Source organism: Roseateles chitinivorans (assembly GCF_050632235.1).
GTDB classification, from domain to species: Bacteria; Pseudomonadota; Gammaproteobacteria; order Burkholderiales; family Burkholderiaceae_C; genus Roseateles; species Roseateles chitinivorans_A.
In genome coordinates this window covers 4,432,942-4,458,350 of record NZ_CP192584.1, presented here as the reverse complement: position 1 = coordinate 4,458,350, position 25,409 = coordinate 4,432,942, and the positions used below count along the sequence as shown (strand labels likewise).

The 25,409-nt window shown below is 68.9% G+C and carries 25 protein-coding genes and 1 pseudogene; 12 read left to right on the top strand and 14 right to left on the bottom strand.

Going from position 1 to position 25,409, the window contains the following annotated elements; all coding sequences use genetic code 11:
- Position 1: 1 nt before the first annotated feature.
- From ACQ859_RS20215 to dgoD, 5 genes are all read right to left on the bottom strand, one after another.
- On the bottom strand, positions 2-994 hold the full coding sequence (locus tag ACQ859_RS20215; protein ID WP_431266609.1) for an arabinose ABC transporter substrate-binding protein: 993 nt from the start codon (positions 992-994) through the stop codon (positions 2-4).
- Positions 995-1,096: 102 nt separating this feature from the next.
- Positions 1,097-2,056, bottom strand: coding sequence for an SMP-30/gluconolactonase/LRE family protein (locus ACQ859_RS20210; protein WP_431262453.1), 960 nt, complete (start codon positions 2,054-2,056; stop codon positions 1,097-1,099).
- Positions 2,057-2,081: 25 nt separating this feature from the next.
- On the bottom strand, positions 2,082-2,699 hold the full coding sequence (locus tag ACQ859_RS20205) for a 2-dehydro-3-deoxy-6-phosphogalactonate aldolase (RefSeq protein WP_431262452.1): 618 nt from the start codon (positions 2,697-2,699) through the stop codon (positions 2,082-2,084).
- Positions 2,699-3,637 carry a 2-dehydro-3-deoxygalactonokinase gene (locus ACQ859_RS20200; protein WP_431262451.1) on the bottom strand — a complete coding sequence of 313 codons (939 nt, stop codon included), beginning with the start codon at positions 3,635-3,637 and terminating at the stop codon, positions 2,699-2,701. The genes ACQ859_RS20205 and ACQ859_RS20200 overlap by 1 nt, the downstream gene beginning before the upstream one ends.
- Entirely contained in the window at positions 3,637-4,785 is a 1,149-nt protein-coding gene (gene dgoD, locus ACQ859_RS20195) for a galactonate dehydratase (protein WP_431262450.1), read from the bottom strand. The genes ACQ859_RS20200 and dgoD overlap by 1 nt, the downstream gene beginning before the upstream one ends.
- Before the next feature lie 124 nt (positions 4,786-4,909).
- Here dgoD and ACQ859_RS20190 point away from each other — a divergent pair, with 124 nt between their 5' ends.
- The 5 genes from ACQ859_RS20190 (at position 4,910) to ACQ859_RS20170 (ending at position 9,677) form a co-directional block, all read left to right on the top strand.
- Positions 4,910-5,362 (top strand): cupin domain-containing protein, encoded by a 453-nt coding sequence (locus ACQ859_RS20190; protein ID WP_431262449.1) that lies wholly within the window; start codon positions 4,910-4,912, stop codon positions 5,360-5,362.
- A gap of 290 nt (positions 5,363-5,652) precedes the next feature.
- On the top strand, positions 5,653-7,050 hold the full coding sequence (locus tag ACQ859_RS20185) for a radical SAM protein (RefSeq protein WP_431262448.1): 1,398 nt from the start codon (positions 5,653-5,655) through the stop codon (positions 7,048-7,050).
- A gap of 7 nt (positions 7,051-7,057) precedes the next feature.
- Entirely contained in the window at positions 7,058-8,092 is a 1,035-nt protein-coding gene (locus tag ACQ859_RS20180; protein WP_431262447.1) for a hypothetical protein, read from the top strand.
- Positions 8,089-8,841 carry a class I SAM-dependent methyltransferase gene (locus ACQ859_RS20175; RefSeq protein WP_431262446.1) on the top strand — a complete coding sequence of 251 codons (753 nt, stop codon included), beginning with the start codon at positions 8,089-8,091 and terminating at the stop codon, positions 8,839-8,841. Before ACQ859_RS20180 ends, ACQ859_RS20175 begins: the two co-directional genes overlap by 4 nt.
- Before the next feature lie 77 nt (positions 8,842-8,918).
- On the top strand, positions 8,919-9,677 hold the full coding sequence (locus ACQ859_RS20170) for a gamma-glutamylcyclotransferase (protein ID WP_431262445.1): 759 nt from the start codon (positions 8,919-8,921) through the stop codon (positions 9,675-9,677).
- On the opposite strand, the gene ACQ859_RS20165 is transcribed toward ACQ859_RS20170, so the two are convergent.
- From ACQ859_RS20165 to ACQ859_RS20150, 4 genes and pseudogenes are all read right to left on the bottom strand, one after another.
- A complete protein-coding gene (locus ACQ859_RS20165) occupies positions 9,662-10,426 on the bottom strand; it encodes a 2OG-Fe(II) oxygenase (RefSeq protein WP_431262444.1) in 765 nt (254 codons plus the stop codon). The genes ACQ859_RS20170 and ACQ859_RS20165 overlap by 16 nt on opposite strands.
- Positions 10,423-11,571 (bottom strand): bifunctional DNA-binding transcriptional regulator/O6-methylguanine-DNA methyltransferase Ada, encoded by a 1,149-nt coding sequence (gene ada / locus ACQ859_RS20160; protein ID WP_431262443.1) that lies wholly within the window; start codon positions 11,569-11,571, stop codon positions 10,423-10,425. The genes ACQ859_RS20165 and ada overlap by 4 nt, the downstream gene beginning before the upstream one ends.
- A gap of 145 nt (positions 11,572-11,716) precedes the next feature.
- Positions 11,717-12,367 carry a DNA oxidative demethylase AlkB gene (gene alkB / locus ACQ859_RS20155; protein WP_431262442.1) on the bottom strand — a complete coding sequence of 217 codons (651 nt, stop codon included), beginning with the start codon at positions 12,365-12,367 and terminating at the stop codon, positions 11,717-11,719.
- 4 nt (positions 12,368-12,371) lie between these two features.
- Positions 12,372-13,081 (bottom strand): annotated as a pseudogene (locus ACQ859_RS20150) (2OG-Fe(II) oxygenase).
- A 302-nt stretch (positions 13,082-13,383) separates the two neighbouring features.
- On the opposite strand from ACQ859_RS20150, the gene ACQ859_RS20145 reads away from it, so the two are divergent.
- Positions 13,384-13,836, top strand: a complete 453-nt coding sequence (locus tag ACQ859_RS20145; RefSeq protein ID WP_431262441.1) for an ester cyclase — start codon at positions 13,384-13,386, stop codon at positions 13,834-13,836.
- A gap of 57 nt (positions 13,837-13,893) precedes the next feature.
- Here the strand turns inward: ACQ859_RS20145 and ACQ859_RS20140 are convergent, their stop codons facing one another.
- Positions 13,894-14,439 (bottom strand): GNAT family N-acetyltransferase, encoded by a 546-nt coding sequence (locus ACQ859_RS20140; protein ID WP_431262440.1) that lies wholly within the window; start codon positions 14,437-14,439, stop codon positions 13,894-13,896.
- A gap of 132 nt (positions 14,440-14,571) precedes the next feature.
- Here ACQ859_RS20140 and ACQ859_RS20135 point away from each other — a divergent pair, with 132 nt between their 5' ends.
- The gene (locus ACQ859_RS20135) at positions 14,572-14,946 is read left to right on the top strand and encodes a hypothetical protein (protein ID WP_431262439.1); all 375 of its coding nucleotides are present in this window, start codon (positions 14,572-14,574) and stop codon (positions 14,944-14,946) included.
- A 109-nt stretch (positions 14,947-15,055) separates the two neighbouring features.
- On the opposite strand, the gene ACQ859_RS20130 is transcribed toward ACQ859_RS20135, so the two are convergent.
- The gene (locus ACQ859_RS20130; protein WP_431262438.1) at positions 15,056-15,505 is read right to left on the bottom strand and encodes a hypothetical protein; all 450 of its coding nucleotides are present in this window, start codon (positions 15,503-15,505) and stop codon (positions 15,056-15,058) included.
- A 77-nt stretch (positions 15,506-15,582) separates the two neighbouring features.
- Between ACQ859_RS20130 and ACQ859_RS20125 the strand changes: the two genes are divergently transcribed.
- The 3 genes from ACQ859_RS20125 (at position 15,583) to ACQ859_RS20115 (ending at position 17,487) form a co-directional block, all read left to right on the top strand.
- Positions 15,583-16,068, top strand: coding sequence for a hypothetical protein (locus ACQ859_RS20125; protein WP_431262437.1), 486 nt, complete (start codon positions 15,583-15,585; stop codon positions 16,066-16,068).
- Positions 16,069-16,192: 124 nt separating this feature from the next.
- On the top strand, positions 16,193-16,993 hold the full coding sequence (locus ACQ859_RS20120; RefSeq protein WP_431262436.1) for a DUF4198 domain-containing protein: 801 nt from the start codon (positions 16,193-16,195) through the stop codon (positions 16,991-16,993).
- Complete coding sequence (locus ACQ859_RS20115; protein WP_431262435.1) at positions 16,990-17,487, top strand: hypothetical protein; 498 nt, start codon at positions 16,990-16,992, stop codon at positions 17,485-17,487. Before ACQ859_RS20120 ends, ACQ859_RS20115 begins: the two co-directional genes overlap by 4 nt.
- Positions 17,488-17,875: 388 nt before the next feature.
- Here ACQ859_RS20115 and eutC read toward each other — a convergent pair whose 3' ends face one another.
- Together eutC and ACQ859_RS20105 are read right to left on the bottom strand one after the other, a co-directional pair.
- Positions 17,876-18,667, bottom strand: a complete 792-nt coding sequence (gene eutC, locus ACQ859_RS20110; protein ID WP_431262434.1) for an ethanolamine ammonia-lyase subunit EutC — start codon at positions 18,665-18,667, stop codon at positions 17,876-17,878.
- Positions 18,664-20,085, bottom strand: a complete 1,422-nt coding sequence (locus ACQ859_RS20105) for an ethanolamine ammonia-lyase subunit EutB (protein WP_431262433.1) — start codon at positions 20,083-20,085, stop codon at positions 18,664-18,666. Before ACQ859_RS20105 ends, eutC begins: the two co-directional genes overlap by 4 nt.
- 151 nt (positions 20,086-20,236) lie before the next feature.
- On the opposite strand from ACQ859_RS20105, the gene ACQ859_RS20100 reads away from it, so the two are divergent.
- Both ACQ859_RS20100 and ACQ859_RS20095 read left to right on the top strand, forming a co-directional pair.
- Entirely contained in the window at positions 20,237-20,839 is a 603-nt protein-coding gene (locus tag ACQ859_RS20100) for a hypothetical protein (RefSeq protein WP_431262432.1), read from the top strand.
- 58 nt (positions 20,840-20,897) lie between these two features.
- Positions 20,898-21,344, top strand: a complete 447-nt coding sequence (locus ACQ859_RS20095) for a GNAT family N-acetyltransferase (protein WP_431262431.1) — start codon at positions 20,898-20,900, stop codon at positions 21,342-21,344.
- 199 nt (positions 21,345-21,543) lie between these two features.
- Here ACQ859_RS20095 and ACQ859_RS20090 read toward each other — a convergent pair whose 3' ends face one another.
- On the bottom strand, positions 21,544-25,191 hold the full coding sequence (locus tag ACQ859_RS20090) for a hypothetical protein (protein ID WP_431262430.1): 3,648 nt from the start codon (positions 25,189-25,191) through the stop codon (positions 21,544-21,546).
- Positions 25,192-25,409: the final 218 nt, after the last annotated feature.

Here is a 25,409-nt window from a genome sequence, read left to right as displayed (position 1 = left end):
GTCACAGGCCCATCTGCTTCCGGATCTCGGCCTGGTTTTTGCGCGTGACCAGCGTGCCGCTGGTCAGCGTCACGGGCGGCGGCGCCTTGCCCTGCGTGACCCAGTCGTAGACGGCCACGGCCGTCTCGTAGCCGTGACGCTTGGGGCTGATCAGCACCGTGCCGAAGAAGCCCGTCGGCGTGGGCTTGGAGAACTCGCTCAGCGCGGTCTGGCTGCCGCCGATGCCGATGCCGACCATCGCGTCCTGCTTGATGCCGCGGCCTTCGGCCGCGCGCACGGCGCCGAGCACGGCCTCGTCGTTCAGGCCGAAGGCGACCCAGCGCTTGAACTTCGCGTTCTTGGTGAAGGCGATGTTGGCGGCGTTGAAGGCGCTTTCGGTGTCCGTCTTGGCCTGGGGCGCGTCGACGACGTTGGCGGCCGGCAGGCCGGCGGCCTTCAGCGCGTCCAGCACGCCCTGGTTGCGATCGCGCGCGGTGGGCAGCTGGTCGTAGGCCACGCGCAGGGCGCCGACCTCGTCCAGCTTCCAGCCGCGGGCCTTGATCTCCTCGACCATGCCCAGGCCGGCCTGCTTGCCGATCTCGTAGGCGGAGATGCCCATGTGGGGGATGTCGGCGATGGGCTTGCCGGCGCCGTCGACGAGCTGGTCGTCCACCGACATGACCTTGAGGTTGTGGCGCTTGGCCGCGCGGTTCACGGCCGCGCCCAGCTTCACGTCGGGCGCGCAGATGACGAAGCCGGCCGCCTTCTGCGCGGCGAGGTTGTCGATGGCGGCCATCATCTTCTCGCCGTTGGGCACGCCGATCTTCACCAGCGTGAAGCCCTTGTCCTTGGCCGCCTGCTCGGCGAAACGCCATTCGTCCTGGAACCAGGGCTCCTCGGCCTGCTTGACGAGGAAACCGATCTTGACCGGTTCGGCCGCGCGCGCGACGTGCGGCAGCGCAAGGCTCGCGGCCAGCGGCACGCTCAGCAGGGCAAGGACGGCGCGTCGCGGCATCGTCGCCGCGCCGCCCGTCGTGATGGTGGTGGTCTTTGTTGTCGTCATGTTGTCTCCTTTGCTGATCGTCTATCGGTCGTCTATTGGTCGTTCATCGGTCGTTCATCGGTCGTCGAACAGGGTGTCGGGCACGCCCAGGGCCCGGGGCAGGCGCAGGCCGAAGAGGCTGCCGGACAACGGCTGCGCCGCCAGGGCCTCGCGGCTCAGCTCCTGGCGGGCGGTGGTGAGCATCAGCTGGTCCAGTCCCGGGCCGCCGATGGCGGGGCAGCTGGTGTGGGCGGCGGGCGCGGTGAAGACGCCCATCAGCCGGCCCTCGGGGTCGTAGCGCGCGACGCGGCCGGCGCCCCATTGCGCGTTCCACAGGCAGCCTTCGGCGTCGATGGTCGAGCCGTCGGGCCAGGCCTGCGCCTGGTCCATCTCGGCGAACAGCCGAAGGTCGGACACCTGGGCGCTCTCGGCGTCGTAGGCGCACTGCTGGATGCGTCGGGTCAGCGTGTCGCAGAAGTACATCGTGCGGCCGTCGAGGCTGAAGCAGAGGCTGTTGGCGATCGCCACGGCGGGCAGGGCCAGGCGGCGCAGGCCATGCCGCATCGAGAACTGGTAGAAGCTCGCGATGGTGCGGCGTTCCTTGGCCTCGTTCATGGTGCCGAACACGAAGTGGCCGCGCCGGTCGGTGCGGCCGTCGTTGATGCGGGTGCGCGGCTCGGCGGCATCGACGGGCGTCACGGTCTCCAACGAGCTCAAGGCCAGCGCGTCGTCCAGCGTCGAGAAGGCCAGCCGCTTGCTCAGGCCCAGCAGCACGCGCCCGGACCGGCAGTGCGCGAAGCTGCCGAGCCGATCGGGCAACGGGCAGACGCTGGTCGCCGCATCGCCCGGACGCCAGGCCTGCAGCGTGGCGCCTTCGATGTCGGTCCACCACCAGCGTCCGTCGTGCCACTGCAGTCCCTCGCCTAGCGTCGCGCTCTGCGTCAGGACGAGTTCAAGCGGCGCGTTGAACAACGCGTCGAGCGACGTGTTGAACGAGGTGTCGAACGACGTGTCGAGCGAGGGGGCGGAAGCCATGGGGGCGTGTTGCGGTGAGGGCATGTCAGAGGGCGCGCCAGGCGTTGACGAAGGACCGCGCGCGCTGCCCGACCTCGACCGCGGCTAGCCCCGGACCATAGAGCGCCGATCCCAGGCCGAATCCGGCGGCGCCCGCCGCCTTGAACGCGGCCATGGTGTCCGGCGTGATGCCGCCGACCGGCAGCAGCGGCAGGTCGCGCGGCAGCACGGCGCGCATCGCCTTGATGACGGCGGGCGTGACCAGCTCCGCCGGGAAGAGCTTCAGCGCGTCGGCGCCGGCATCGAGCGCGGCGAAGGCCTCCGTCGGCGTGGCCGCGCCCGGCACGCAGGACAGGCCGAGCGCCTTGGCGGCCCGGATCACGGCGGCGTCCGCGTGCGGCATGACGATGAGTCGTCCGCCCGCGTCGCGCACCTGGGCGACGGCGGTCGCCGTGAGCACCGTGCCGGCGCCGACGACCGTGTCGGCCGGCAGCCGCCGCGCGAGCCGGGCGATGGACTCGAGCGCGCGCGGCGAGTTCAACGGCACCTCGATGAGGCGGAATCCTTCGGCGTGGAGCGCATCGCCGATGGCCTCCACCTCGTCCGGACCCACGCCTCGCAGGATGGCGATCAGGGGCAGGTGTTGCAGCGCGGTCGTCAACATCAGGCGAGCTTCATGGTTTGCGCCAGCCGCCACAGGCCGGCGGGCGCGGTGTTGTCGAGCAGGAGCGGCGAGGGCCCACCGAATCGCCCGATGGCCAGCGCGTAGCGCCTGCACAGGGCCGGATCGCCGATGAGGGCGAGACGCTGCGATGCCGCGCCGCCCGTCTCCTCCGGTCGGCGCAGGTCGCCGAGCTCGCTCGCGACCTCGTGACCGATCAGCAGGCCGGACAGGTAGTCGGGCAGTTCCTCGGACCGCAGCTGCTTGAACAGGCCCAGCGTGCGCACGCCGAAGAGCTGACGGCCGAGCCCGGCGGGCTCCTGGGCCGCGTCCAGACCGCGAAGGAATGCGTCGTCCGACGCGGGCGGGCCGTCGTCGGCCGGCATCAGCCGCGAGAGCACCGACTGCCGGCGCAGCAAGGCGTAGAGCTCGCCGGTCATGTGCGTGGCGAAACCGGTGACGCGGCCATCGCGGACCCGCGCCCATTTCGAATGCGTGCCGGGCAGCACGAGGCAGGCATCCGCCGACAACTCGGGATGTCGCGCCAACGCGCCGATGATCTGCGTCTCCTCGCCGCGCATGACGTCCGGCTGTCCCGCATCGTCGACGAGGCCGGGAATGATCCAGAACGCATCGTCCAGCGGCAGCGCCTGGGCGGCCAAGGCGGCGGCATCGGCGGGGCAGGGCACATACGGGACCTCGCGCCAGCCGTGCTGGCTGCCGACCATGCCGCACGCCAGCAGCTTGATGCCCGCGTGCTGCGCGCGCCAGCTTCCCACCAGGTCTTCCAGGGCCCGGGCGAACGCGTCGGTGCCGCCCAGGGTGGAGGCCCCGGCGTCGGACTCGCGCGTGGCCAGCACCTCGCCGTCCGCGCCCAGCAGGAAGGCGCGGAGCCGCGTGCTTCCCCAGTCCAGCGCGATCAGGCGCGCGCGCTGAGTCATCACCATTCCGCGACGCTGCCGTCGGCATGACGCCAGACGGGATTGCGCCAGTCGGGGGCATGGCGGCTGGCCTCGATGACGCGCTGCTCGTCGATCTCCACGCCCAGGCCCGGCTTGAGCAGCGGCCGGATGAAGCCGTCCTCGATGTGGAAGTCCTCGCGATTGGTCACGAAGTCCAGCAGCTCGGCGCCCTGGTTGTAGTGGATGCCCATGCTCTGCTCCTGCAGCACGGCGTTGTGCGACACGAAGTCCACCGCCAGGCAGGCCGCCAGCGCCACCGGTCCCAGCGGGCAGTGGGGGGCGAGGGCCACGTCGTGCGCCTCGGCCATCGCGGCGATCTTGACGCACTCGGTGATGCCGCCGGCATGCGACAGGTCCGGCTGGATGATGGCGATGCCGCCGGCGGCGAAGACGCGCTTGAACTCGAAGCGGGAATACATGCGCTCGCCGGCCGCCAGCGGGATGGTGGTCTGCTCGGCCAGGCGCGGGTAGTACTCGGCCTGCTCCGCGAGCACGGGTTCCTCGACGAAGAGCGGCCGGTACGGCTCCAGCGCCTTGAGCAGCGGCTTGGCCATGGGCGCGGCCACGCGGCCGTGGAAGTCGATGCCGAACTCGATCTCGTGGCCGAACGCCTCGCGGATCTCGGCGATGCGGGCCACCGCCTCGTCCACCTTGCGGGCGCTGTCGACGATGGCCATCTCTTCGGTGCCGTTCATCTTGAAGGTATCGAAGCCGCCCTCGCGCATGCGCCGGATGTCGTTGATGACGTCGGCGGGGCGGTCGCCGCCGACCCAGGAATAGACCTTCATCCGATCGCGGACCAGCCCGCCCAGCAGCTCGTGGACCGGCTGGCCGAGGACCTTGCCCTTGATGTCCCACAGCGCCTGGTCGATGCCGGCGAGGGCGCTCATCAGGATCGCGCCGCCGCGATAGAAGCCCGCGCGGTACATGAGCTGCCAGAGGTCGTTGATGCGGGAGGGATCCTGGCCGACGACGTATTCGGACAGCTCGTGCACCGCGGCCTCGACGGTGCGCGCGCGACCTTCGATCACGGGTTCGCCCCAGCCGACCACGCCCTCGTCGGTGTCGATCTTCAGGAACATCCACCGCGGTGGAACGCGATAGGTCGTCAGCTTCGTGATTCGCATGGCGCCGGCTCGTTGAGGAACGCTGCCCAGCTTAGGAGCTTCAGCCAGTGGGGAAACATCCAATCTTCGACCGCTGCCATACGAGTTTGGAATACGTCCGAGGGACGGGTAGAGTCGCGGCACCATGATCATCCGCAAGACCGAGGCCCAGGCCGACCATGCCGAGCATGCGTCGTTCGGCATCACGGACACCGTCCGACTGTCCGCCTTCGGCGGCCTGACGCAGTACGGCGCCTACGTCCAGACGCTGCAGCCCGGGGCGAGGTCGTCGAACAGGCACTGGCACGAGAACGAGGACGAGATGCTCTACGTGCTGTCCGGCCAGGTCACCATCACCGAAGGCGACCGCGAGGAGGTCCTGCAGCCCGGCGATACCGCGTGCTGGCCGGCCGGGGCGCCGATCGCGCACCGGGCCTCCAACCAGTCCGACGCGCCGTGCACCTACATGATCGTGGGCACGCGCGTCGAGCGCGACATCTGCCATTACCCGGACACCGGGCGGACCTTGCATCGGGAGGGCAGCGCGTGGCGCCTGCTTGAAGCAGACGGCCGGGTCTTCAAGACCGGCAGTTTCTGAGGCGCATCGCCGGTTCTAGTCGCAGGCAGGGCCGTCTATAGGCGAGGCCCTACAACTGGTGACATCACCAACGACCTCCCTCCCGGGCGGCAGCCCGGGCAGCGGATACGAGTGCGGGTGAAACTGGCAGCCCGCCCGGCTGGTGGATGACGCAAGCCGACAGCTTGACAGTCGGCATTGTGGGTTGTACTGTGCAACTTATTGGGTTGTTCAGTGCAACTCACGTTGCCATCCGACCCGGCGGAGAACGAGTCGACAATCCCCCGGCGCCCTTTGTCATCGCCATGCCCATGACCCTGTCATCCCCCTTCCTCGCCGAGGTCGCCGTGCACCGCGCGGCGCCCGTGCGGGACGACGTCGTCCCGATGTTCCATGTGACGCTGCTGTCGAACCTGGCGCGCGCCTACGACAAGTACCAGGGGGCGTACCGCAAGTCCGCAATCCCCGAGAGCCGCTATCCCGAGGTCTTCCATCTGCTGACGCTGGCCGATCTGTCCATCGGCATCGACAAGGCCGAGCGTCTGCGCGCCAGATCGGCCACGGCTGGTGATCGCCTGATCGTGCTGCGGGCCGAGTTGCCGCGCGAGTCCTTGCAGCCGAATCTGCGCAACGGCATCGGACTCGTGTGGCCGTCGCCGGACCTGCCGCTCGCCGGGTTGCACGAGGTCGCGCCCGACGGGGGCCTGGGACCGCAGGTGCGGCTCGAGGAGGCGATGGCCCGCTCGCTCGCGCTGCATGCGGACGCGTTCCTGCCCTGGGACGCGATCCGCCCGCGGTCGGTCTCGTTCCTGCCGATCGCGCGCGGCTGCCAGGCGAAGTGCCCGTTCTGTTTCTCGGAGGCGTCGGCCTCGGTCGAGCAACCGCAGGCGCGCATCGACTGGGCCGGCGTCGACCAGTGGGTCCAGCGCGCACAGTCGCGGGGCGCCGAGCGCGCCGTGATCACCGGGGGCGGCGAGCCGACGCTGATGAAGCGCGCCGACCTGCTGCAGCTCGTGCGGGCCTGCCGTGCGCGTTTCGACAAGGTGGTGCTGATCACCAACGGCGTGGCGCTGGCGGGGCAGGGCGAGGCGGAAGCGGCGGAGCAGCTGATGGCGCTGCACGAGGCCGGTCTGGGCGTGCTGGCCGTGTCGCGACACCACGTCGACGAGGCCGCGAATGCCGCGTTGATGAAGATCGCCACGCAGACGCCGGTGCTGCTGCGCGCCCGGCGCGATCGCGCCGACGCGTTGCAGGGCCTGCGGATGCGGCTGGTGTGCGTGCTGCAACGCGGCGGCGTCGATTCGGTGCAGGCCGTCGATGACTACGTCAGGTGGGCCGCCGGGAACGGCGCGGACGAGGTCTGCTTCAAGGAGTTGTACGTGTCGACGAGTGAGGAGTCGGTGTGGTTCGCGCATGGCGCGAACGAGTGGAGCGCGCGTCACCAGGTGCCGCTGTCGCTTGTCCATCGATGGGCGGAGACGGCGGGCTTTCAGGAGGTCGCGCGCCTGCCGTGGGGCGCGCCGGTCTACGGCGGCTCGATCGCCGGCCGCGAGATGCGCGTGGCGGCCTATACGGAACCCAGCCTGTTCTGGGAACGCCGCAACGGCACGGCGCGCAGCTGGAACGTGATGGCGGACGGCACCTGCCTGGCGTCGCTGGAGGACCGGACAAGCCTCGTCGGACCTGGGCAAGCGGTGTTGTGTGCATGACGCCCCCATGAACGCTCCCACCTTGGACTCCTCGATGGATTTCACCGCCTTCGTTGAATGGCGCCGCGCGCAGCGGGCCATGCACACCGACCTGATCGATGTCGCCGAGACCCGCATCGTGCAGGCGCTGGCGCCCCTGCGGCCCGATGTCGTCGTGCCGGACACCTTTCCCCGGGTGCATCGCTGCCACCTCGCGCCGGTGTGGTGCGAGTTGCGTGGTCTCCCGGCTGAACTGGCGCCGCGGGCCTTCGCCTGCGACGGCGTCCGCCATGGAATCGAACTGCTGCTGCGCGCCTTCGCGCAGGCCGGGCGACGCGTCGCGTTGCCGGGCGACGTCTACCCCGTCTACTGGCGGATCGCCGCGGCGGCGGAGGTCGCGGCCAGCGCACTGGACACCTTCCCGGACTTCGATCTTGCACGGCTCCTGGGCCAGGCGGTCTCGGACGGCGCGTCGGTGGTGCTGCTGCCGGCGCCGCTCAAGCTGCATGGCCGCGCGTGGACCGAGGACGAGGTCGATGTCGCCATCCGCTGGCTCGCGCAGGATGGCGAGCGCCGTCTGATGCTCGACGGTGTCTACGCCTTCGGCCAGCCGCTGGATCCCGCGATGCTGCGGCTCATCGCCACCGATCAGGTCTTCTACCTCGACTCGCTCTCGAAGGGCTGGTTGCACGAGCTCGTCTTCGGCATGGCGCTGGTGCCGGAGCGCGATCGGGAGTCGCTGCAGGACATCTTCCGCGCGCTGCACCCGACCCAGCGCCAGCTGTTCCAGGCGCGCGAGCTGATGACGCGCTTCCGCGACTTCCCGGCGCGGCTCGCGGACGAGCTGGCCACGCATCGGGCCGGGCTGATCCGCCGTCTGGCCGAGGCGGGCGTGACCGCGAGGCCGGCGGCACAGGGCTATCTGATCGTGATCCCGTCCGATGCCCGCGCCTTGCTCGCGGACCACCGCGTGCTGGCGCTGCCCGCCTCGGTCTTCGGCAGCGCGCGCACGGATCTCTCCATCGCCAGCGCGCTGCCGACCGCAGCGACGATGACCCCATGACGCTGCTTGCCGAGGATACGGACCTGTGGGACGTCGTGTTCCGCGAACCGCCGGCCCGCGCGCGCTTCATCGAGCAGCTCGCGCGCGATGCCGGCGGGCGCCTGCTCGACGTCGGCTGCGCCACCGGCTCGTTCTGCCGCCTGCTGCGCCGTCGCGGCATCGAGGCGGAGGGCGTCGACATCAATCCGCGCTTCATCGAGGCCGCGCAAGCCAAGGATCCGGGCGGGCGCTTCCACGTCGGCGACATGCGCACGATGGCGCTCGGCCAGACCTTCGATGTCGTGGTCTGCATCGGGACGACCTTCTGCTACAACCTCTCGAACCGCGAGATCGCCGCGACGCTGTCGCGCCTGCGCGAGCACGTCAGGCCGGGCGGGCTGCTGCTGCTCGACGTCCTCAACGCGATCGCGTTCACCGGGCCGCGACCGTTCCGGCCCGTCACGCATCACGCGTTCGCGCGAGGGGGCGTCGAGGCCACCGCCACGATCCGCCACCGCCTCGATCTGGCGGCGCAGACGATGACCGAGCAGGTCACCTGGCGCCGTCCCGGGCAAGCGCCGCGGCGCGATCCCGAAGAGTCGCTGCGGCTGCTGTTCCCGCAGGAGCTCGCGTTCCATCTCGACACGGCGGGGTTTGACGACGTCCAGCTGCGCGGCGGCTTCGGTGTCGACCCGCGCGCCCGCCTCGATGGCCGCAGGCTGGTCGCGATCGCGCGTCGTCCTTTGCATCGCAAGAATCGGAGTGTCTAGGCGAGACCTCCTCGGCACAGTGCGCTCAAGCGTGGATCGTCCCGATGCACGCAACAGGACCTGTGGACGAGGACACGATGACGACGCGGAATGCCGAACCCGATGGGTTCGCAGAAGAGCAGGGGAACGGGGCAGGGAGCGTCCTGACACGCGGACTGCTGGAGTCGGGACTGCTCGACACGCTGGTCGCGGCGGACGATCCGATGGCGCGACGGGTGACCGAGATCGAGCGGCTGGCCTCGCTGCGCGAGACGCTGGCCCTGCGCCCCGACGGCGATGTCTGGGTCTTCGGCTACGGCTCGCTGGTGTGGAACGCCGCGATCGACGCGGTGGAGAAACGCCTCGCGAGGGTGGTCGGTTGGCACCGCGCCTTCTGCCTGTCGATCACCGCGCTTCGCGCGACGGCCGAACAGCCCGGCCTGATGCTGTCGCTGGACCGCGGCGGACAGAGCTGCGGCGTGGCCTATCGATTGGCGGAGGACGTCGTCGAGCGGGAACTTCGACTGCTGTGGCGCCGGGAGATGGTGATCGCCGGTTACGTGCCGCGCTGGGTGCCGCTGGTCGATGCCGAGGGCCATGGCATCGGCACCGCCATCGCGTTCACCACCGATGCGGCCCATCCGCTGTATGCGGGCGGACTCGGCGAGACCGGCATCGCCCACCGCCTGGCCACGGCGGCCGGCAGCCTGGGCAGCAACGCGGAGTACCTCGATCGGACCTGCGACGGTCTGCAGGCGGCCGGCATCTTCGATCCGGCGCTGGGACGGCTGAAGGACGAGGTCAGGAGGATCCGGAGGGCGTCCCGGGGACGTTCAGCGACTCAGCTGGCGTCGTGAAAGAGGAGGCCCTGCCTCCTGTCGACTTCATGCCGATCCCGTGTCGGCATCGCCTCGTCGAGCAGCAGCTCGAGCCCGATGCGCTCGCCGCTGCGGACGCGGCTGATCGCGTGCTTCAGGTTCACGCGGTAGTAGCCTCGCGAGCCCTGGTGCGGTCGATGCGCCACGGTGATGACCGCCAGATCGCCGCGGCGCAGCGGCAGCACCATCGGCCGGGATTGCATGCGCGGACGCTGCTCGGTCATGACGAACTCGCCGCCGGTGAAGTCCTCGCCCGGCTCTCCGAGCAGGGCCACGAGCTGCAAGGGAAACGCGTGGGGCTGCTCGGCGTATTGATGAAGCGCTTCGTAGTCGTCGACGCGCAGGCGCGTGAAGCTGGAGCGCGCCGGCCGCGCATCGACCCCGGCGCGTAGCGTCATCAACTCGTCCAGGGTGGCCGGAAAGGTCTGCGCCACGTCAAGCAACGCGTTCCAGCGGTTGGCCACCGGCACCAGGCGTTGATAGAAGCGTCGACGCAGATCGGCGATGGATGGGGGAGAAATCGCCGGCAGCGCGAAGCGCTCGCCTTGGCCCAGGCCCTCGACCGCCAGCGACGTCTTTCGAATCGCATGGTCGCCGCTCACGAGCGAGGCCAGCTCGGCGACCTGCCGGTCGTCGAGCACGCCAGGCAGGACCACGAAGCCCTCCTGGCCCAGTTCCGCTTCGATCCCTGGCCAGTTCAGCCGATCGACGGCGTCGCGCAGGCTCATCGCTGCTCGCCGGGCTGGCCCGCGTGGCTCGCCTGGCCCGCCTCGCGCAGCAGCAGTTCGCGCTTGCGATCGACGCCCCAGCGATAGCCCGACAACTCGCCGTTGTTGCGCACCACGCGATGGCAGGGAATGGCGACGGCCAGGTGGTTCGCGCCGCAGGCCTGGGCCACCGCGCGGACCGCCTTGGGCTGGCCGATGCGCGCCGCCACCTGCGCATAGCTGACGGTGGCACCGGGCGGGATCTCGCGCAGCGCCTGCCAGACGCGTTCCTGGAAGGCCGTGCCTTGCACGTCCAGCGGCAGGTTCAGGCCGAGGGAGGGCGCCTCGATGAAGCCGACGACCTGCGCCACCAGCAGCTCGAAATCGGCATCGCCGCCGATCAGCTCCGCCTTCGGGAACTGGTCCTGCAGGTCCTGCACCAGCTGCTCGGGATCGTCGGCCAGCAGGATGGCGCAGAGGCCGACCTGGCTTTGCGCCACCAGGAGGGCGCCGAGCGAGCATTGGGCCACGGCGAAGCGGATCTGCATGTTCGGCGCGCCGGCGCGGTACTCGCGCGCCTGCATGCCGAGCATGTTGTCCGCTGCGGCGTAGAAGCGGCTGTTGGAATTGAAGCCGGCGTCGTAGATGGCCTCCGTCACCGTCGCGCCCTTCTGGCCGAGCTCCTGCCGCAGCTTGTTCGCGCGGAACGCCGACGCGTAGCCCTTGGGGGTCAGGCCGGTCTCGGCCTTGAAGATGCGATGGAAGTGGAACGGGCTCATCCCCGCCTCGCCGGCCAGCTCGTCCAGGCTCGGCGGCGTCTCGGCGCGCTCGATCATCCGGCAGACCTTCGCGATCGCCGCGGCATGCTGCCTGGCCATCGCGGTCCGGTCGCCGGAGGCGCGCTGGCTGGCCCGGTAGCCGGCGGCCTCGGCGGCCTGCGCGGTGTCGAAGAACTCGACGTTCTCGCGCTTGGGCAACCGGGTCGAGGAACTGGGCCGGCAGTAGACGCCGGTGGTGCGGACGCCGTAGACGAACTGTCCGTCCGCTCTGGCGTCACGCGCCTGGACGGCGGCCCAGCGCTGCGCCTCGCTGGCGTAGGCCTCGGCGGCGCTGTCGGCGGCATGGTCGGCGTCGTGGTCGGCGTCGTGGGGGGTGAGGGGCTTCATGGGGATGCTCATGGTCTTCGATTCGGTGAATGCAGTGTCTGGCCGCGCGGGATCACAGGCACTTCGTTTCTTGCGATCGAATTCGGGAGCGGACAGGAAGGCGATCGGCAGCCGATCGCACGACCGCGTCCTGCCCGTTGTCGGCTTAGCCCGCCTTGCGGAAAGTGAGGTTGATCCGCTGGCTCCCCAGCGTGGGATGGGGCTGGTCCTTCAGCGGCATGACGCCGTGATAACGCAGCCGGTCCTCGGCGCCCCACACGGCGACGTCGCCATGGAACAGCGGTACCTTCGCGGTCGAGTCGTCGCGCCGCAGACCGCCGAACAGGAAGACCGCCGGCATGCCCAGCGACACGGAGACGATGGGCGCATCGAGGTCCCGCTCGTCCTTGTCCTGATGGAGGCTCAGCTTCGTACCGGGTGCGTAGCGGTTGACCAGGCAGGCGTCGGGCTCGAACCGCTCGAAGCCGGCCGCCGCCGCGGCGTCGTGGGCGAGGCGCCTCAGCGCGTCCGGCATGGCCGGCCAGGGCTCGCCGGTCTCGGGATCGATCGCCGCGTACCGGTAGCCGCGTCGATCCGAGGTCCAGCCGAGCGCGCCGCAATTGGTCATCGCGACGGACATGGTGTAGCCGCCCGGCGTCACCAGATGCCGGAACGGGGAGATCAGCGCCACCTCCTCGATTGCCTTCAGCAGGTCGTCGGCGACAGGCCGCGCGAATCCCCGCAGCACGCAGGCGCGCGGACCGAGCGCCTGGACGCCGTCCCTCTCCATGTCGTTGAACAGTCCCAGCGTGCCCACGGGGTCACCTCGCGTCGTGAAAGATCAATCCCACCGTATGACGGTGGCCGCTGCGGATCCGGCTCACGCCGTGACGCATGGCGACGGCCCGAGTGTCCCCCGCTTCCCGGCCACGGGACGCTGGTTCACGGTGAACACCAGGCCGTCCCCCTGCGACAGCGGGACGACCTCCGCGCGCTGCTGGCCCGACCGCGTTTCCGTCATCACGAACTCGCCGCCGGCGAAGTCCTCGCCGGGTCGCGACAACAGGATCGCGACCTGCAGCGGGAAGACGTGCTCGCCGTAGAGATCCTGATGGAGACAGTTGTAGTCGCCTTCGCCATATTGCAGGATCAGCGGCGTGGGGCGGGTCTGCCCGGCGCGATGGCATCGCTCCAGGAAGGCCGTCAGCGTGTCCGGATAACTCACGGCGATCCCGAGCCGCCGGTTCCAGCCGTCGGCGATCGGAGCGAGCCTCGGATACAGCGCATGGCGCAGACCGTCCAGCAGTGGCGGCAGCGGGTAGGCGAAGTACTTGTACTCACCGCGGCCGAAGCCGTGACGGGCCATCGTGATCGTCGACCGGAAGCCGTCTTTCTCCGGATACAAGGCCGCCAGCTGTCGGCATTGCGTCGCCGTCAGCAGACGAGGCAAGACAGCGTTTCCGCCGTCGTCGAGCGAGCGCTCGACAGCCGGCCAGTCCTGCGCCGCGAGGCCCGGGATGAGCGGCGGCATCGGCTTCGGGCTGGGGCTCTCGCGAGCGACGGCTGCATCGGTCATCTCAGTTCCTTCCATGCGAGGGCATGAGTCCAGTCTAGGCGCGGCGTGGCGTTCAAACACTCCGATCCTTGCGATCGAATTCCGATCGCATCGTCATGGCACGGAACGTCGCGGCGCGGCGCGGCGCGGTGCGGGGTCAGGTCTGAAGGGGCGGCAGGTTTGTCGATTCGGTGGCAAGAAACGGATGTTTCGCATCGGACCCGATCGATACGCTTTCTCCCACTGATTCGCCAACCACCACTCCCAAGGAGTTCTCCATGTCCATCGAAGAAAACAACAAGGCCATCGTCGGTCGCTGGTTCACCAGCTTCTGGGGCGAGACCTGCGATCTTTCCATCGTTGACGAGCTCGCGGCACCCGACATGGTGCTGCACTACTCGCTGCATGAGCCGCGCCGAGGCCGCGACGACATCAAGGCTTTCATGACCGACTTCCGCGAGGCCTTCCCCGACCTGAGCTTCTGGGGCGCCGCCGATCTGATCGCGGAAGGCGACTACGTCGTCGGCCGCTGGGAAGGCGGCGGCACGCACACCGGCCCGGCGTTCGACGACTTCCTCGTCGGCGGTCTGCCGGCGGCGACCGGCCGCCGGATGCGCTTCACCGGCACCACGGTGCTGCGCCTCAAGGACGGCAGGATCGTCGAGGAGATCGGTCTGGACGACGGCGTCAAGGCGTTGACGCAACTGGGTCTGATCAAGACGACGGCCTGAGCGTGGCGTGCCGCGCTCCGCGACTGTGGAGTGCGGCCGCCGGGCGTTGTCTCTTCTTCAGAGCGCCGGGTCCGTCGCCAGTCGCGAATAGACGTTGAAGTCCCCCGGGCGGCCGCGAACCATGCGAAAGGCCCTGAGCAGGCCTTCGTGCGCGAAGCCGCTGTTCTGCAGGACTCGGGCGGAGCGTTCGTTGCCGACCAGGACCGTGGCTTGCACACGGACGAATCCATAGGTCTCAAACGACCAGTCCGTCACCCGCCGGCACAACTGCGTCGCCAGTCGCCGTCCCCAGTACGGCGGCGCCAGGTCGTAGGCGATCTCGGCGGCACGGTTGAGGTCAGAGACGGTGTGGAAGCCGATGGTTCCCGCCAATCGTCCGCTCTCCAGATCGACGATGGCCAGGCGACGAGGAGACGTCGGGCTCACGGACTCATGGATCTCGAACAGCGGATCGAGGTCCTCCGGCTGATGGACGTTCCAACTCGTGTGCTCATGCACTTCGGGCAGACGCAGGTAATCGAACCATGCTTGCCTGTCGCTGCGCTCGATCGGTCGGAGACCGATGCCTGGAATGCCGGAAGGTGGGGGCGATTCGATTCTCATGAACGTGGCGGTGTGCTTGTCGAAACAGTCTACGTGCCGTGGGCATAGGGGCAGGCAACGCTCGCTCGATCGGATTCCGCCTCGGGCAGAATCCGGCGAACTCCGACGCCGTCCCCACGTTCCTACGTCCCCGTGACCATCCGACCCGCCTGCCGGAACTGCCGCGCCCCCATCCTCGCGCTCACCGCCACTGTCACCGGCGGCGTGTGTCTGCCGTGCGCGGCGAAGTGGCGTCACTCGTCCAAGAACGCGTCCGTGCTCGCCGACCAATCGGCATGGTCCGAGTCGAGCAAGCGGTCCCGCTCCTACGAGCCCGACGCGACGATCCACTACTTCGACGAGTTCTACTGGTGTGAGCGCTGCGATGCGCCATGCGTGTTCACGGCGGCGCAGCAGAAGCACGCTTACGAAGTGGAGAAGCGCTACCTGTTCCAGACGCGCAAGCTCTGCGACGGGTGCCACGCGCTGTCCGGGCAAGCACCGCCGGCCAGTGACTCTGCCGGCTGAACGCTCCATCATGCGTTGACGTGCGATTCAGTCTTGTCTGACGTGGTATCTCTCGGAGGAGGACCACAACGTGTCCTGCGTTGCCGCGGTCTGAGTTGCCGCTGTGCCATCAGTCATCCCACGAGCAGTGGATCGCGCAAGAACCGATGTCCATCCCGAACACGTAGATCGACCAAAAGGCTCCCTGGTCGCCGGGTCTGCTTGGGACCGCGCGTGCGACAGAAAACCAGGCGGGCGCTCTCTGAAAAATTCCGACCAATTCGGCCACGAGGCCGGAGACCAGTCGACGATCAATTGCGGTACCCACCGCCGAACGCACTCGATTCAGCATCCAGTCCTCCAGCCCCTTCGGAATGTTCTCTGGGGTCAGGCTGTCACTTTCGGAAACGAGCTCTACGGAACCTGGATCGAACCGGAAGTGTTCGGCGACTTCCGACGCCTTGCCGGACGGGCCGCCTTCTCCAAGATGCACACAGCGAAAGGCAGTGCCATCCTCCTTGAGAGAGGAGATGGCAAGGAGGTAGCCGTCGATGCGAGAGGCTTCTTCGATCAGATTCATAGCGCAGTCTTTCGGATCCGCTGTTCGAGCTCAATATACTTTCGACTAGGCAGTCTGTCTCGCCCGTGGAAGCAGCCATGCAAGCTCAAGAGTTTAGAAAGAGATTCCATGCAGCCCTTCCCGACAATGAAATTTTCAGAGATCGGAAAATCAGCGATGAGCACTGGGTGATCGAATCTCAAAAATGTTGCATTTCATTCCTCTATGAGAGGTACGAGCCAGAGGGAAGTGCGGTGATTCTGGTCTCCCGGTTCGCGGAGTCGCAGGGAATGAGCATCTTTCTCCTTCGACACATGCGTGGTGCCGCCGATGTGCTGCCAGATGGCGACAGCCCGGAGAATTTGGCCTTGGTATTCGGACGCTATTTCATGGATCTGTTGGCCGGAGATTTCTCCATTCGGGATGAATGTGAGCGGCTGAGCAACAGGTTCTTTGCGTTGAGCTTTGAAGTTGATCGACTGCCGGAAAGTGATCCAGTCAGGCGCATGTACGACACCTATGACATCGGTTGGATGGACGCCCTTGAGAAAAGGAAATCGTCATCCCCCGGTGCGTCGTTCTGATGCGTTCGTTCAAGGGCAACTTTCGTCATCGACAGGGGTCATCCCGTCTTTGTTGATAATAATTCGCAATTGAGATCAATTCTCATCTATAGTGCCGCTCCGACTCAACCCGGCACGAATTGCGATGTCTCTTTCCACGCTCAAGAAAATCGGTCTCTGCCTGACGCCGCTGCTGTTCGGCGCAGCCGCCCAGGCCCATTCGCCTTACCTCAAGCCCAACACCTTCAGCGCCGAGGAGCAGCGCAAGCACGTGACCGTCGAGGCCTCGTTCGCGGAAGGCGACCTGCGGCCCGACGTGGCGATGAAGTCCGACACCTTCCAGGTGGTCGGCCCCGACGGCAAGCGGCAAGCCCTGACCCCGGCGGCGGTGCTGAAGGACGCGAGCTACCTCGAGGTGCCGCTGGGCGCCGGCAACGGCACCTACCTCGTGTCGTCGGGCGTGCGCAAGGGCCGCCTGGCCAAGGGCGTGCTGCGCCAGGGCAAGGTGGTCTTCTCGGAACGCGCGGAAGACACGCAGCCGGGCGACCAGCCGATCGAGGTGCAGAGCATCACCCGCGCCGACGTCTACGTGACGCGCGGCCGCCCCAGCGCGGTCGACTTCGACGGGGAGGGCGTCGAGATCTTCCCGGTGACGAAGCCGTACGAGCTGTATGCCGGCGAGCCCGTCACCGTGCGCGTGCGCGAGAACCGCAAGCCGCTGGCCGGCGAGACCCTGACCGTCATCGCGGACGGCCAGAACTACGTGAGCCAGAAGCAGCCCGAGCTGGACTTCAGCACCAATGCCGCCGGCGAAGTGAGCTTCAAGCCCAAGACCGCCGGTCTCTACCTGCTGCAGGTGCGCGTGCGCCGTGCCTCTCCGGACAACCCCGCGCTGTGGATCAGCACCACGGCCACCCTGACCATCGAAGTGCAGCCCCAGCCATGAAGACCACGTTCCAATCCGCCCTGACCGCCACCGTGCTGGGACTGGCCGCGCTGCCCGCGCTGGCCGCCTCGCATTCCTCGACCACCTTCATCGCCGAGCAGGACCTCAACGGCGACGGCAAGGTGCTGCTCGCCGAGTTCAAGCTCGGCCGCGAGGTCGAGTTCGTGCGCATCGACTTCAACGCCGACGGCCAGTTGAGCGAAGCCGAGTACCTCGGCGAATTCGAAGGCCGGTTGATGCAGCGCATCGGCAAGATGGCCGATCCGGAGAAGCGCCGCGAGGAACAGCAGCGCCAGATGCGTCAGGCCAAGGTCCGCTTCGGCGTGCTCGACAAGGACAAGAACGGCAGCATCAGCCTGGACGAGTTCATGGCCGCCGGCATGAGCATGTTCAACCTGCACGACCGCAACAAGGACGGCGTCGTGGACGAGACCGACGTGAAGATCGCCGAGGACGAGAAGAAGGCGGGCAAGGAGAGCTTCGTTTCGCCTTGAGGCTGAAGGCTTCAGTACTGCCGCCGCCGCTGGCCCTCACCCCCGCCCTCTCCCGCAAGCGGGAGAGGGAGTGAGAATGCACCGAGTGGACCGTGTGACATCCTCTGTCGTAAGAAGAGATGGTTAGGAGGCGCAATGCCCGACTCCCTCTGCCGCAGGCAGAACCGGCGGTAGAAGGAGCAGTGCCGGACTCCCTCTGCCGCAGGCAGAACCGGCGGTAGAAGGAGCAGCGCCGGACTCCCTCTGCCGCAGGCAGAACCGGCGGTAGAAGGAGCAGTGCCGGACTCCCTCTGCCGCAGGCAGAACCGGCGGTAGAAGGAGCAGTGCCGAACTCCCTCTCCCGCTTGCGGGAGAGGGCGGGGGTGAGGGCCAGCAGCCGTGGCAGTACTCAGCGCCCGTCCAGCCGGAAGGAAGCCGTCGTTTCAACCGCCGGCGCTGCGTCGGCGCTCTCGTCCTTCAACGCAACACCTGTCACCTGACGGGTTCGCGCCTCGTTGAGCAACCACGCCAGCCGCGCCGCCGCGGCCTCCGGCGCCAGCCCTTCCGGCCGCACGTTGGAGATGCAGTTGCGCTCCGCGTCCGTGCGCCCCGGCCGGGGCGCCCAGGTCACGTACACGCCCATGCTGTCGGGGGAGCTCAGCCCCGGGCGTTCGCCGATCAGCACCACGGCGAGCTTCGCGCCCAGCGCATGACCGATCGGATCGCCGATCGCCACGCGGGCCTGGCGGACGATGGCCACGGGCGCCCAGCGCCAGTCCTGCGCGAGCAACGGCTTGAGCGCGGAGACAAAGGCGAGGGCATGCCGCTCGATCGCCAACGCGGACAGGCCGTCCGCGACGATCAGCGCCAGATCCGGCGCGTCGTCCGATTCACGGTCGGCCAGCAGCGCGCTCGACGCTTCGTCGAGCCGGCGCCCGAGATCCGGCCGCTGAAGGTAGGTGGCCCGATCCGCGGCCGCGCTGTGCAGATCCAGCGTCTCCAGCCCCGTCGCGCTCAAGGAGGCCGCGAGCGCCTCGTGGTCCAGCTCGCGATGCACGGCATCTCTCGCCTGCGCATGGGCGAGCTGGAACGCCAGATGCGCCGAGGTCGGCTGGCTCACCCCGGCGCGGCCCAGGCCGATGCGCGCGGGCGTGTGCTGGCGCAGCGTGCGCCAGGGATTGGGGATGAGGGTGTCGCTCATGACGACAGCAGCAAGGCGGCGAAGGCCGGCGACATGCCTTCGACCAGATGTCCCGGCGGGCCGGGCCGCGCGATCCGCATGCGCTCGAGCCAGCGCTCGAACTCCGGCGCGGGGCGCAGCCCCAGCACCCGACGCGCATACAGCGCGTCGTGGAAGGACGTGGTCTGGTAGTTGAGCATCACGTCGTCCGATCCCGGGATCCCCATGATGAAGTTGCAGCCCGCCACGCCCAGCAGCGTGAGCAGCACGTCCATGTCGTTCTGGTCGGCCGCGGCGTGATTGGTGTAGCAGATGTCGCAGCCCATCGGCAGGCCGAGCAGCTTCGCGCAGAAGTGGTCCTCCAACCCAGCCCGGATGATCTGCTTGCCGTCGTACAGGTACTCGGGCCCGATGAAGCCGACCACCGTGTTCACGAGCAGCGGCTCGAAGTGCCTCGCCACCGCGTAGGTCCTGGCCTCGACGGTCTGCTGGTCGCAGCCGTGTTGGGCGCCGGCCGACAGCGCGCTGCCCTGGCCGGTCTCGAAGTACATGACGTGCCGGCCGCGCCGGCCGTCGTCCAGCAGCGCGCCGCGCTCCAGCGACAGCGCCGCGGCCCGGGCCTCGGCCAGCAGTTTCAGATCGACGCCGAAGCTGCGGTTGGTCGCCTCCGTGCCGCCGATGGACTGGAACACCAGGTCGACCGGCGCGCCGCGGGCGATGCATTGCAGCGTGTTGGTCACGTGCGTGAGCACGCAGCTCTGCGTGGGGATCTCGAAGCGCTCGATGACTTCCGCGAGCAGGTGCAGCAGGTGCGCGACCTGCGCCACGTTGTCGGTGGCGGGATTGATGCCGATGACCGCGTCGCCGCTGCCGTACATCAGGCCGTCCAGCACGCTGGCGGCGATGCCGCTGGCATCGTCGGTCGGGTGGTTGGGCTGCAGCCGCGTCGACAGGCGGCCCGCGAGGCCCACGGTGTTGCGGAAGCGCGTGACGACCTCGCACTTGCGCGCCACCAGGATCAGGTCCTGGTTGCGCATGATCTTGCTGACCGCGGCGGCCATCTCCGGCGTGAGGCCCGGAGCCAGGCGCGTCAGCGTGGCCGTGTCCGCCTCGTCCGAGAGCAGCCACTCGCGCAGGCCGCCGACCGTCAGGTGGCCGATGGGAAGGAAGGCCGCGGCATCGTGCGTGTCGACGATGAGCCGTGTGACCTCGTCGTCCTCGTACGGGATCAGGGCCTCGTTGAGGAAGGTCTTCAGCGGCAGGTCGGCGAGCGCCATCTGCGCGGCGACCCGCTCCTGTTCGGACTCCGCGCCGACGCCCGCGAGGCGGTCGCCCGAGCGCTCCGGCGTGGCCTTGGCCATCAGCTCGCGCAGGCTGTCGAAACGGTAGCTGACGGCACCGACGCGCTCGCCGTAGGTCGAGGCCCTGGAAACGTTCATCGCTGGCTCCTTGGGGCCCAGCTTAACCCGGTCGTGTGACCGACTTACCCCGTGCCTTGCGCCAGCGACGCGGACCGACTGTTCAGCGCCACCGCGAGGCGACATGCGCCACAGATAACATTGACCCGCCTATCGTCTCCGGATCGGATCCATGCGCAGTTTCGAGGACCTTCCCGCAAGTTGGAACTTGCAACGCGTTCATGCCTGCCGGACAGGCACGCTCTATCAGTTCAATAAGCCCCAGGATCTCCACGATCCGCACAGTTGGGGCATGAGCTTCGTCATCCACTACAACCGCGATGTGGATGTCTTGGATTGGGTCGCCTTGCGCGAGCGTGTGGTGCGGATATTCAGCTCGGATGATGAGTTGAAGCGCGTTGTCACCTTCGTGCCCTATGCCGAGGTCGGTACGGATTTCATCGTGCAATCCAAGCCGCCTTACGACGGCGGATATTTCCTGAGCTCGCTTCATGAGTGGACCACCGAAGGCGACACCTGCAGGCCGCCGGAGGGTTGCGAATCGTCGTACGCAGAGCTTCAAGCCGCCGTGGAGCGCGTGATCAGCGCCTTGCCTGCGGCCGAGCGGCCGCTGCTCGAACCTGTCATCCGCTCGACGTTCACCATGAACGCGGGCTCCTGGTTGCAGTTCGTCGGGGACGACGGCTGGGTCCTCTACGAGTTGGAGATATCGACGGCACACATCGAGCGATTCCTCGTGGCGCCGCTACCCTCTTCGAGCTCAATGGGACCTTGATCCTGCCCACAACGAGAGTTCAGGACGGCGTCGCTGAGGCCCTTGCGACAATGCGCGCATGCAACCTTCCTGGTCCCTCCGACGCGTCGCCCCGTCCGACGCCGATCAAGTCGCCGCCCACGGCTGTTTCCGCGAGGACGACGTCGAACGTCGTCCGGGCTACGCCGCCTGGGTGAAGCCCCGCATCGGCGCCGGCGCCTACGTGGGCTGGTTCGCCGTCGAGGCCGGCGAGGTGGTCGGCGGTGCCGGCGTGGTGCTGCTCGACTGGGGCCCGACGCGCCTCAACCCGGGCGGCCAGATGGCCCGCATCACGAATGTGTTCACGGCCGCCACGCACCGGCGCCAAGGCATCGCGCGGACGCTGGTCGCGACCGCGCTCGATCACCTGAAGACACTGAGCATCGGCGAGGTGCGCCTCGGCGCGACCGACGATGCGCGCGAGCTGTACCGGTCGCTCGGCTTCGACGCGTATCCGGCCGAGATGCGCCGGAAGATCCCGGGCTGAGCGTCCCCGGGGCCCGCTTGACGCGGGCTGATTCGGCTTGAATCAGGGCGGCCGGCAAGTTCATCGCCAGGCCGCCCTCAGCTGCCTCAGAACGTGGCGATGGCGCCCAGCGTGAACGAGCGGTCCGTCCGGTTCTCCCGGGTCTGCCCGCTGACGCCGGCGTAGACGTAGCCGCCGGGCATGACCAGCCAGGTCCCCGTCAGTTCCGCGCGCAGGTATTGACGGCTGACGCGCGGCGCGTGGATCTGGATGGCCGTGCCGGCCAGGCTCGCATCGACGAGCACGCGCTGCAGCGCCCCGACTCGCGGCCCACGGCCAGGCGCCCGCCGAAGGTGAAGCGTGAGGTGCCGGGATCCTTGTCCGTGGAGCCCACGCCGAGGCCGACCTCCATGCGACCGCCGCCGGCCGACAGCTTGCCCAGGTTCAACGCGGCCAGCGATCCCGAGTCCTCGACCGTGGCATCGCGCTTGACGCGCTGCGTCTCGACGCGCGCGTACGGCACCAGCCGCACGTTCTCGTAGTTCATCGCCGTGCGCACGCCGATGCCGGCGAACATCTGGCGCGTGGAGGCGTCGGTCTTCAGCGGGCCCTGGCTCAGGCCGAGCGCCGCCAGGGGATCGTCTCGGCTGCTGAGCGCCTTGCCGCCGCCGCCTCCGATCTGCCCGTCCAGGATCAGCCCGGCGCCCAGGCCGAACTGGCCGTACGCCATGCCGAGCGTGTCCTTCACCTCGCCCGTGCCGCCGCTGTCGGAGCTGAGCTTCTGGTTGGATTGCGACAGCGCCACGCCGAAGCCGTTGGTGCCGTCGTTCAGCACGTCGAAGCCGATCGTGATCTGATGGCGATCGCGCGCGCGCGCCGCTGACGAGGCGCCGTCCGCGGCCCAGCGGCTGCTGCCGCCGCTGTAGTCCACCCACAGGCCGCGCTGCCGCGTTTCCAGGGCCGACACGTGCCGGGACACCGAGTCCTGCAGGCGCTGGCCGGCCGCCGGCAGGGCGGCCCCGACGGCCCCGTGGATCTCGCCGCTGAGCGAGCGCATCGTGCCCAGCAGCGTCGCGTCGTCGAGCACGGCGACCGCGTTGGACAGGGTCGTCTGCGCCGCGGTGGCGGTGGCGGCGTCCTGCGCCGCCGACATCACGTCCAGCGCCGCGGCGACCGACTGCGTGTTCAGGTTGGCGCGCTGTGCCTGGGCGAGGGCCAGGAAGGCCGTCCGCACGACCAGCAGGTCGACGCCGTTGGCGGAATAGAGCGCCCGCAGACGCGTTCCCGCCTGCAGTCCGGTGGGCTGCGAGAGGGCGCCGAAGGTCGTCGCATCCAGCCCGCCCTGCGCAGTGACGATATGGAAGCGTTCCCCCAGTGTCGGCACGTACGGCGTGTAGGTCCCGAGACCGGAGATCCCGACGAGATTGACCGTGAGCTGCGCGCCGTTCGCGCTGAACTTGCTGCCGGCGCCGGTCAGCACGAGCTGATCATGGTGTCCTGCGCCGTTGCCTGGCGTCGCGCCGTTGATGTCGACCTCGAAGGTCGATCCCGGCGCCAGGCTGACGCTGCCGCCCACCGTCATCACGCCGGGGGAATTGCCCGGCGACAGCTTGCCGCCCGACGCGACCGTCACCGGGCCGGCGATGGCGCCGCTGCCTTGCAGCACGGCGCCGCTGCGCACGTCGACGCCGCCGGCCAGGCTGCCGTTCACGTGCAGCGTCGAGGCGGCCAGGATGGTCAGGCCCGTGTAGGCCTGCGCGTTGCCGACGGTCCACTGCCCGCCGTTGAGCCGCACGCCGCCGCTGCCGCTGATCGCGCCGTTGAAGGACGCCGCCGTCGTGTCGATCGTCAGCGTCTTGCTGCCGAGCACCACGTTGCCGCCGCCCGCGAGGGAGTGCACGCTGGTGCCGGCGCTGGTGCCGGAGATGTCGAGCGTGCCGCTGTTCGTGACGGCGCCGGAGGTCGCGATGCTGCCCGTGCCCGAGAGCGCCAGGGTCGCGCCGCTGGCGACCGAGGTGGCGCCGGTGAAGGTGTTGACGCCGGACAGCGTCTGCGTGCCGCCGGCAACCGCCAGACCGCCGCTGCCGGCGATCGTGCCCGCATAGGCGCCGCTGGCGTTGGCCAGCGTCAGGGTCTGGGCGCCCAGGGCGACCGTGCCGCCGCCGGTGAGGCCCTTCAGCGTCGCGCCTGCCGTCGTCGCGGAGATGTCGAAGCTGCCGTCGTTCGCGAGTCCGCTGGACGCGACGATGCTGCCCGTGCCCGTCAGTGCCAGGGTCGCGCCGCTGGCGACCGAGGTGGTGCCGGTGAAGGTGTTGACGCCGGTCAGCGTCTGCGTGCCGCCGGCAACCGCCAGACCGCCGCTGCCGGCGATCGTGCCCGCATAGCCGCCGCTGGCGTTGGTCAGCGTCAGCGTCTGGGCGCCCAGGGCGACCGTACCGCCGCCGGTCAGACTCTTCAGCGTCGCGCCTGCCGTCGTCGCGGAGATGTCGAAGCTGCCGTCGTTCGCGAGCCCGCTGGACGCGGCGATGCTGCCCGCGCCCGAGAGCGCCAGGGTCGCGCCGCTGGCGACCGACGTGGCGCCGGTGAAGGTGTTGACGCCGGACAGCGTCTGCGTGCCGCCGGCGACGGTCACGCCGCCGCTGCCGCCGATGACGCCGCCGAAGGTGTCCGCGGCATTGCTCAGGGTCAGGACTTGCCCGCCGAGCGCCACGGACCCCGAGCCCGCCAGGCTCGTCAGCGTGGCACCGGCGCTGGTCCCGGCGATGTCGAACACGCCGTCGTTCACGAGCCGGCTCGAGGTGGCGATGCTGCCGGTGCCGGCCAGCGCCAGCGTGGCGCCGTTGCCGACCGTCGTCTGGCCGGTGTAGGTGTTGATGCCGGTCAGCGTGATCGAACCGCCGCTCGCGCCGGCGTTGACGAAGCTCATCGCGCCCGGCGTGCCGGCCGTCTGATCGGACAGCACGCCGCTGAAGGTCGAGTTCAGGCCGTTCTGGTCGATCGTTCCGCCGGTGCCCTTGATCGCCAGGTTGGCGCTGTAGACGGCGTCGGCGACGTCGGCACGCAGGGTGCCGCCGTCGAACACCGGATTGACGGTGCCGTTCACCAGGTCGGAGCCGGTCACCGTGCCCGTCGTGATGTCCGGCGTGGCGGGCGGTGCGTTGGTGCCCGCCAGCGGATTGCCCGTGTAGGTCCCGATGGTGTTGGCCAGGAAGAAGTTCGGCGGGACGGCGAGGTCGTTCCAGTTGTAGTCCGCGAAGCTGACCTTGTAGGTCCCCGTCGTCGCGATGTTGAAGGTCGTGGTGAGCCAGGGCGTGACGCCGTCCGCCGTGTCGAAGAGGTAGGCCACGTAGGTGTTGGGCGACGGACCGGCCGTGTCCCCCGGACCGCCCGCCCGGGCCAGGGACTCGAGGTACTCCAGTCCGTTGCCCGACAGCGAGAAGAGCGCGCCGTCATTGAAGCCGTGATCGGTGACGTTGAGCGCCCAGGAGAACGAATACGTCCCGGCGTTGAGCGTCATCGTCTGCGTCAGCACGGAGAAGTTGGTGACGCTGCCGCCGAAATTCGGGTTGTGATTGAGCAGCGCGTCGACGGTCCCGTTGGTCAGCCCCAGCGCGGCGTCCGCGGCGGAGGCCCCGTTGATGGTGCCGGAGACCGGCGTCAGCCGCCACATGCCCTGGCCGGTCGGCGGCGTCAAGGTGAACGGCGTGCCCTTGCTGGTCGTCGTGAACGGCGTCGTCTGGTAGGTGACGTTGTTGCCGACGCCGGTCCAGCCGGTGGAGAAGTCCAGGGTGGTCTGCGCCTGGGCCGCGCCAGGTAGCGCGCCGAAAGCGCCGAGGGCGCCGAGAGCGGCGAGGTACAGCAGGTTCAAGCGCGGAAGCGGTCGCGGCCGGCGCACGGTGCGCTCCGCCACGGCAGTGAAAGACGGCCGCGCGCGGCTCAGGCAAAGACTGTCACCCATGAGGCATCCCCTATGTTCAATGGTTTGAGTCGGCCGACTCGGATCCCCTGAGGCGCATCGCCTCACCCGCACTGGCGGATGACGTACTGCGTATGCATGGACTCGGAGATCTCTCGGGCCGTGACGGC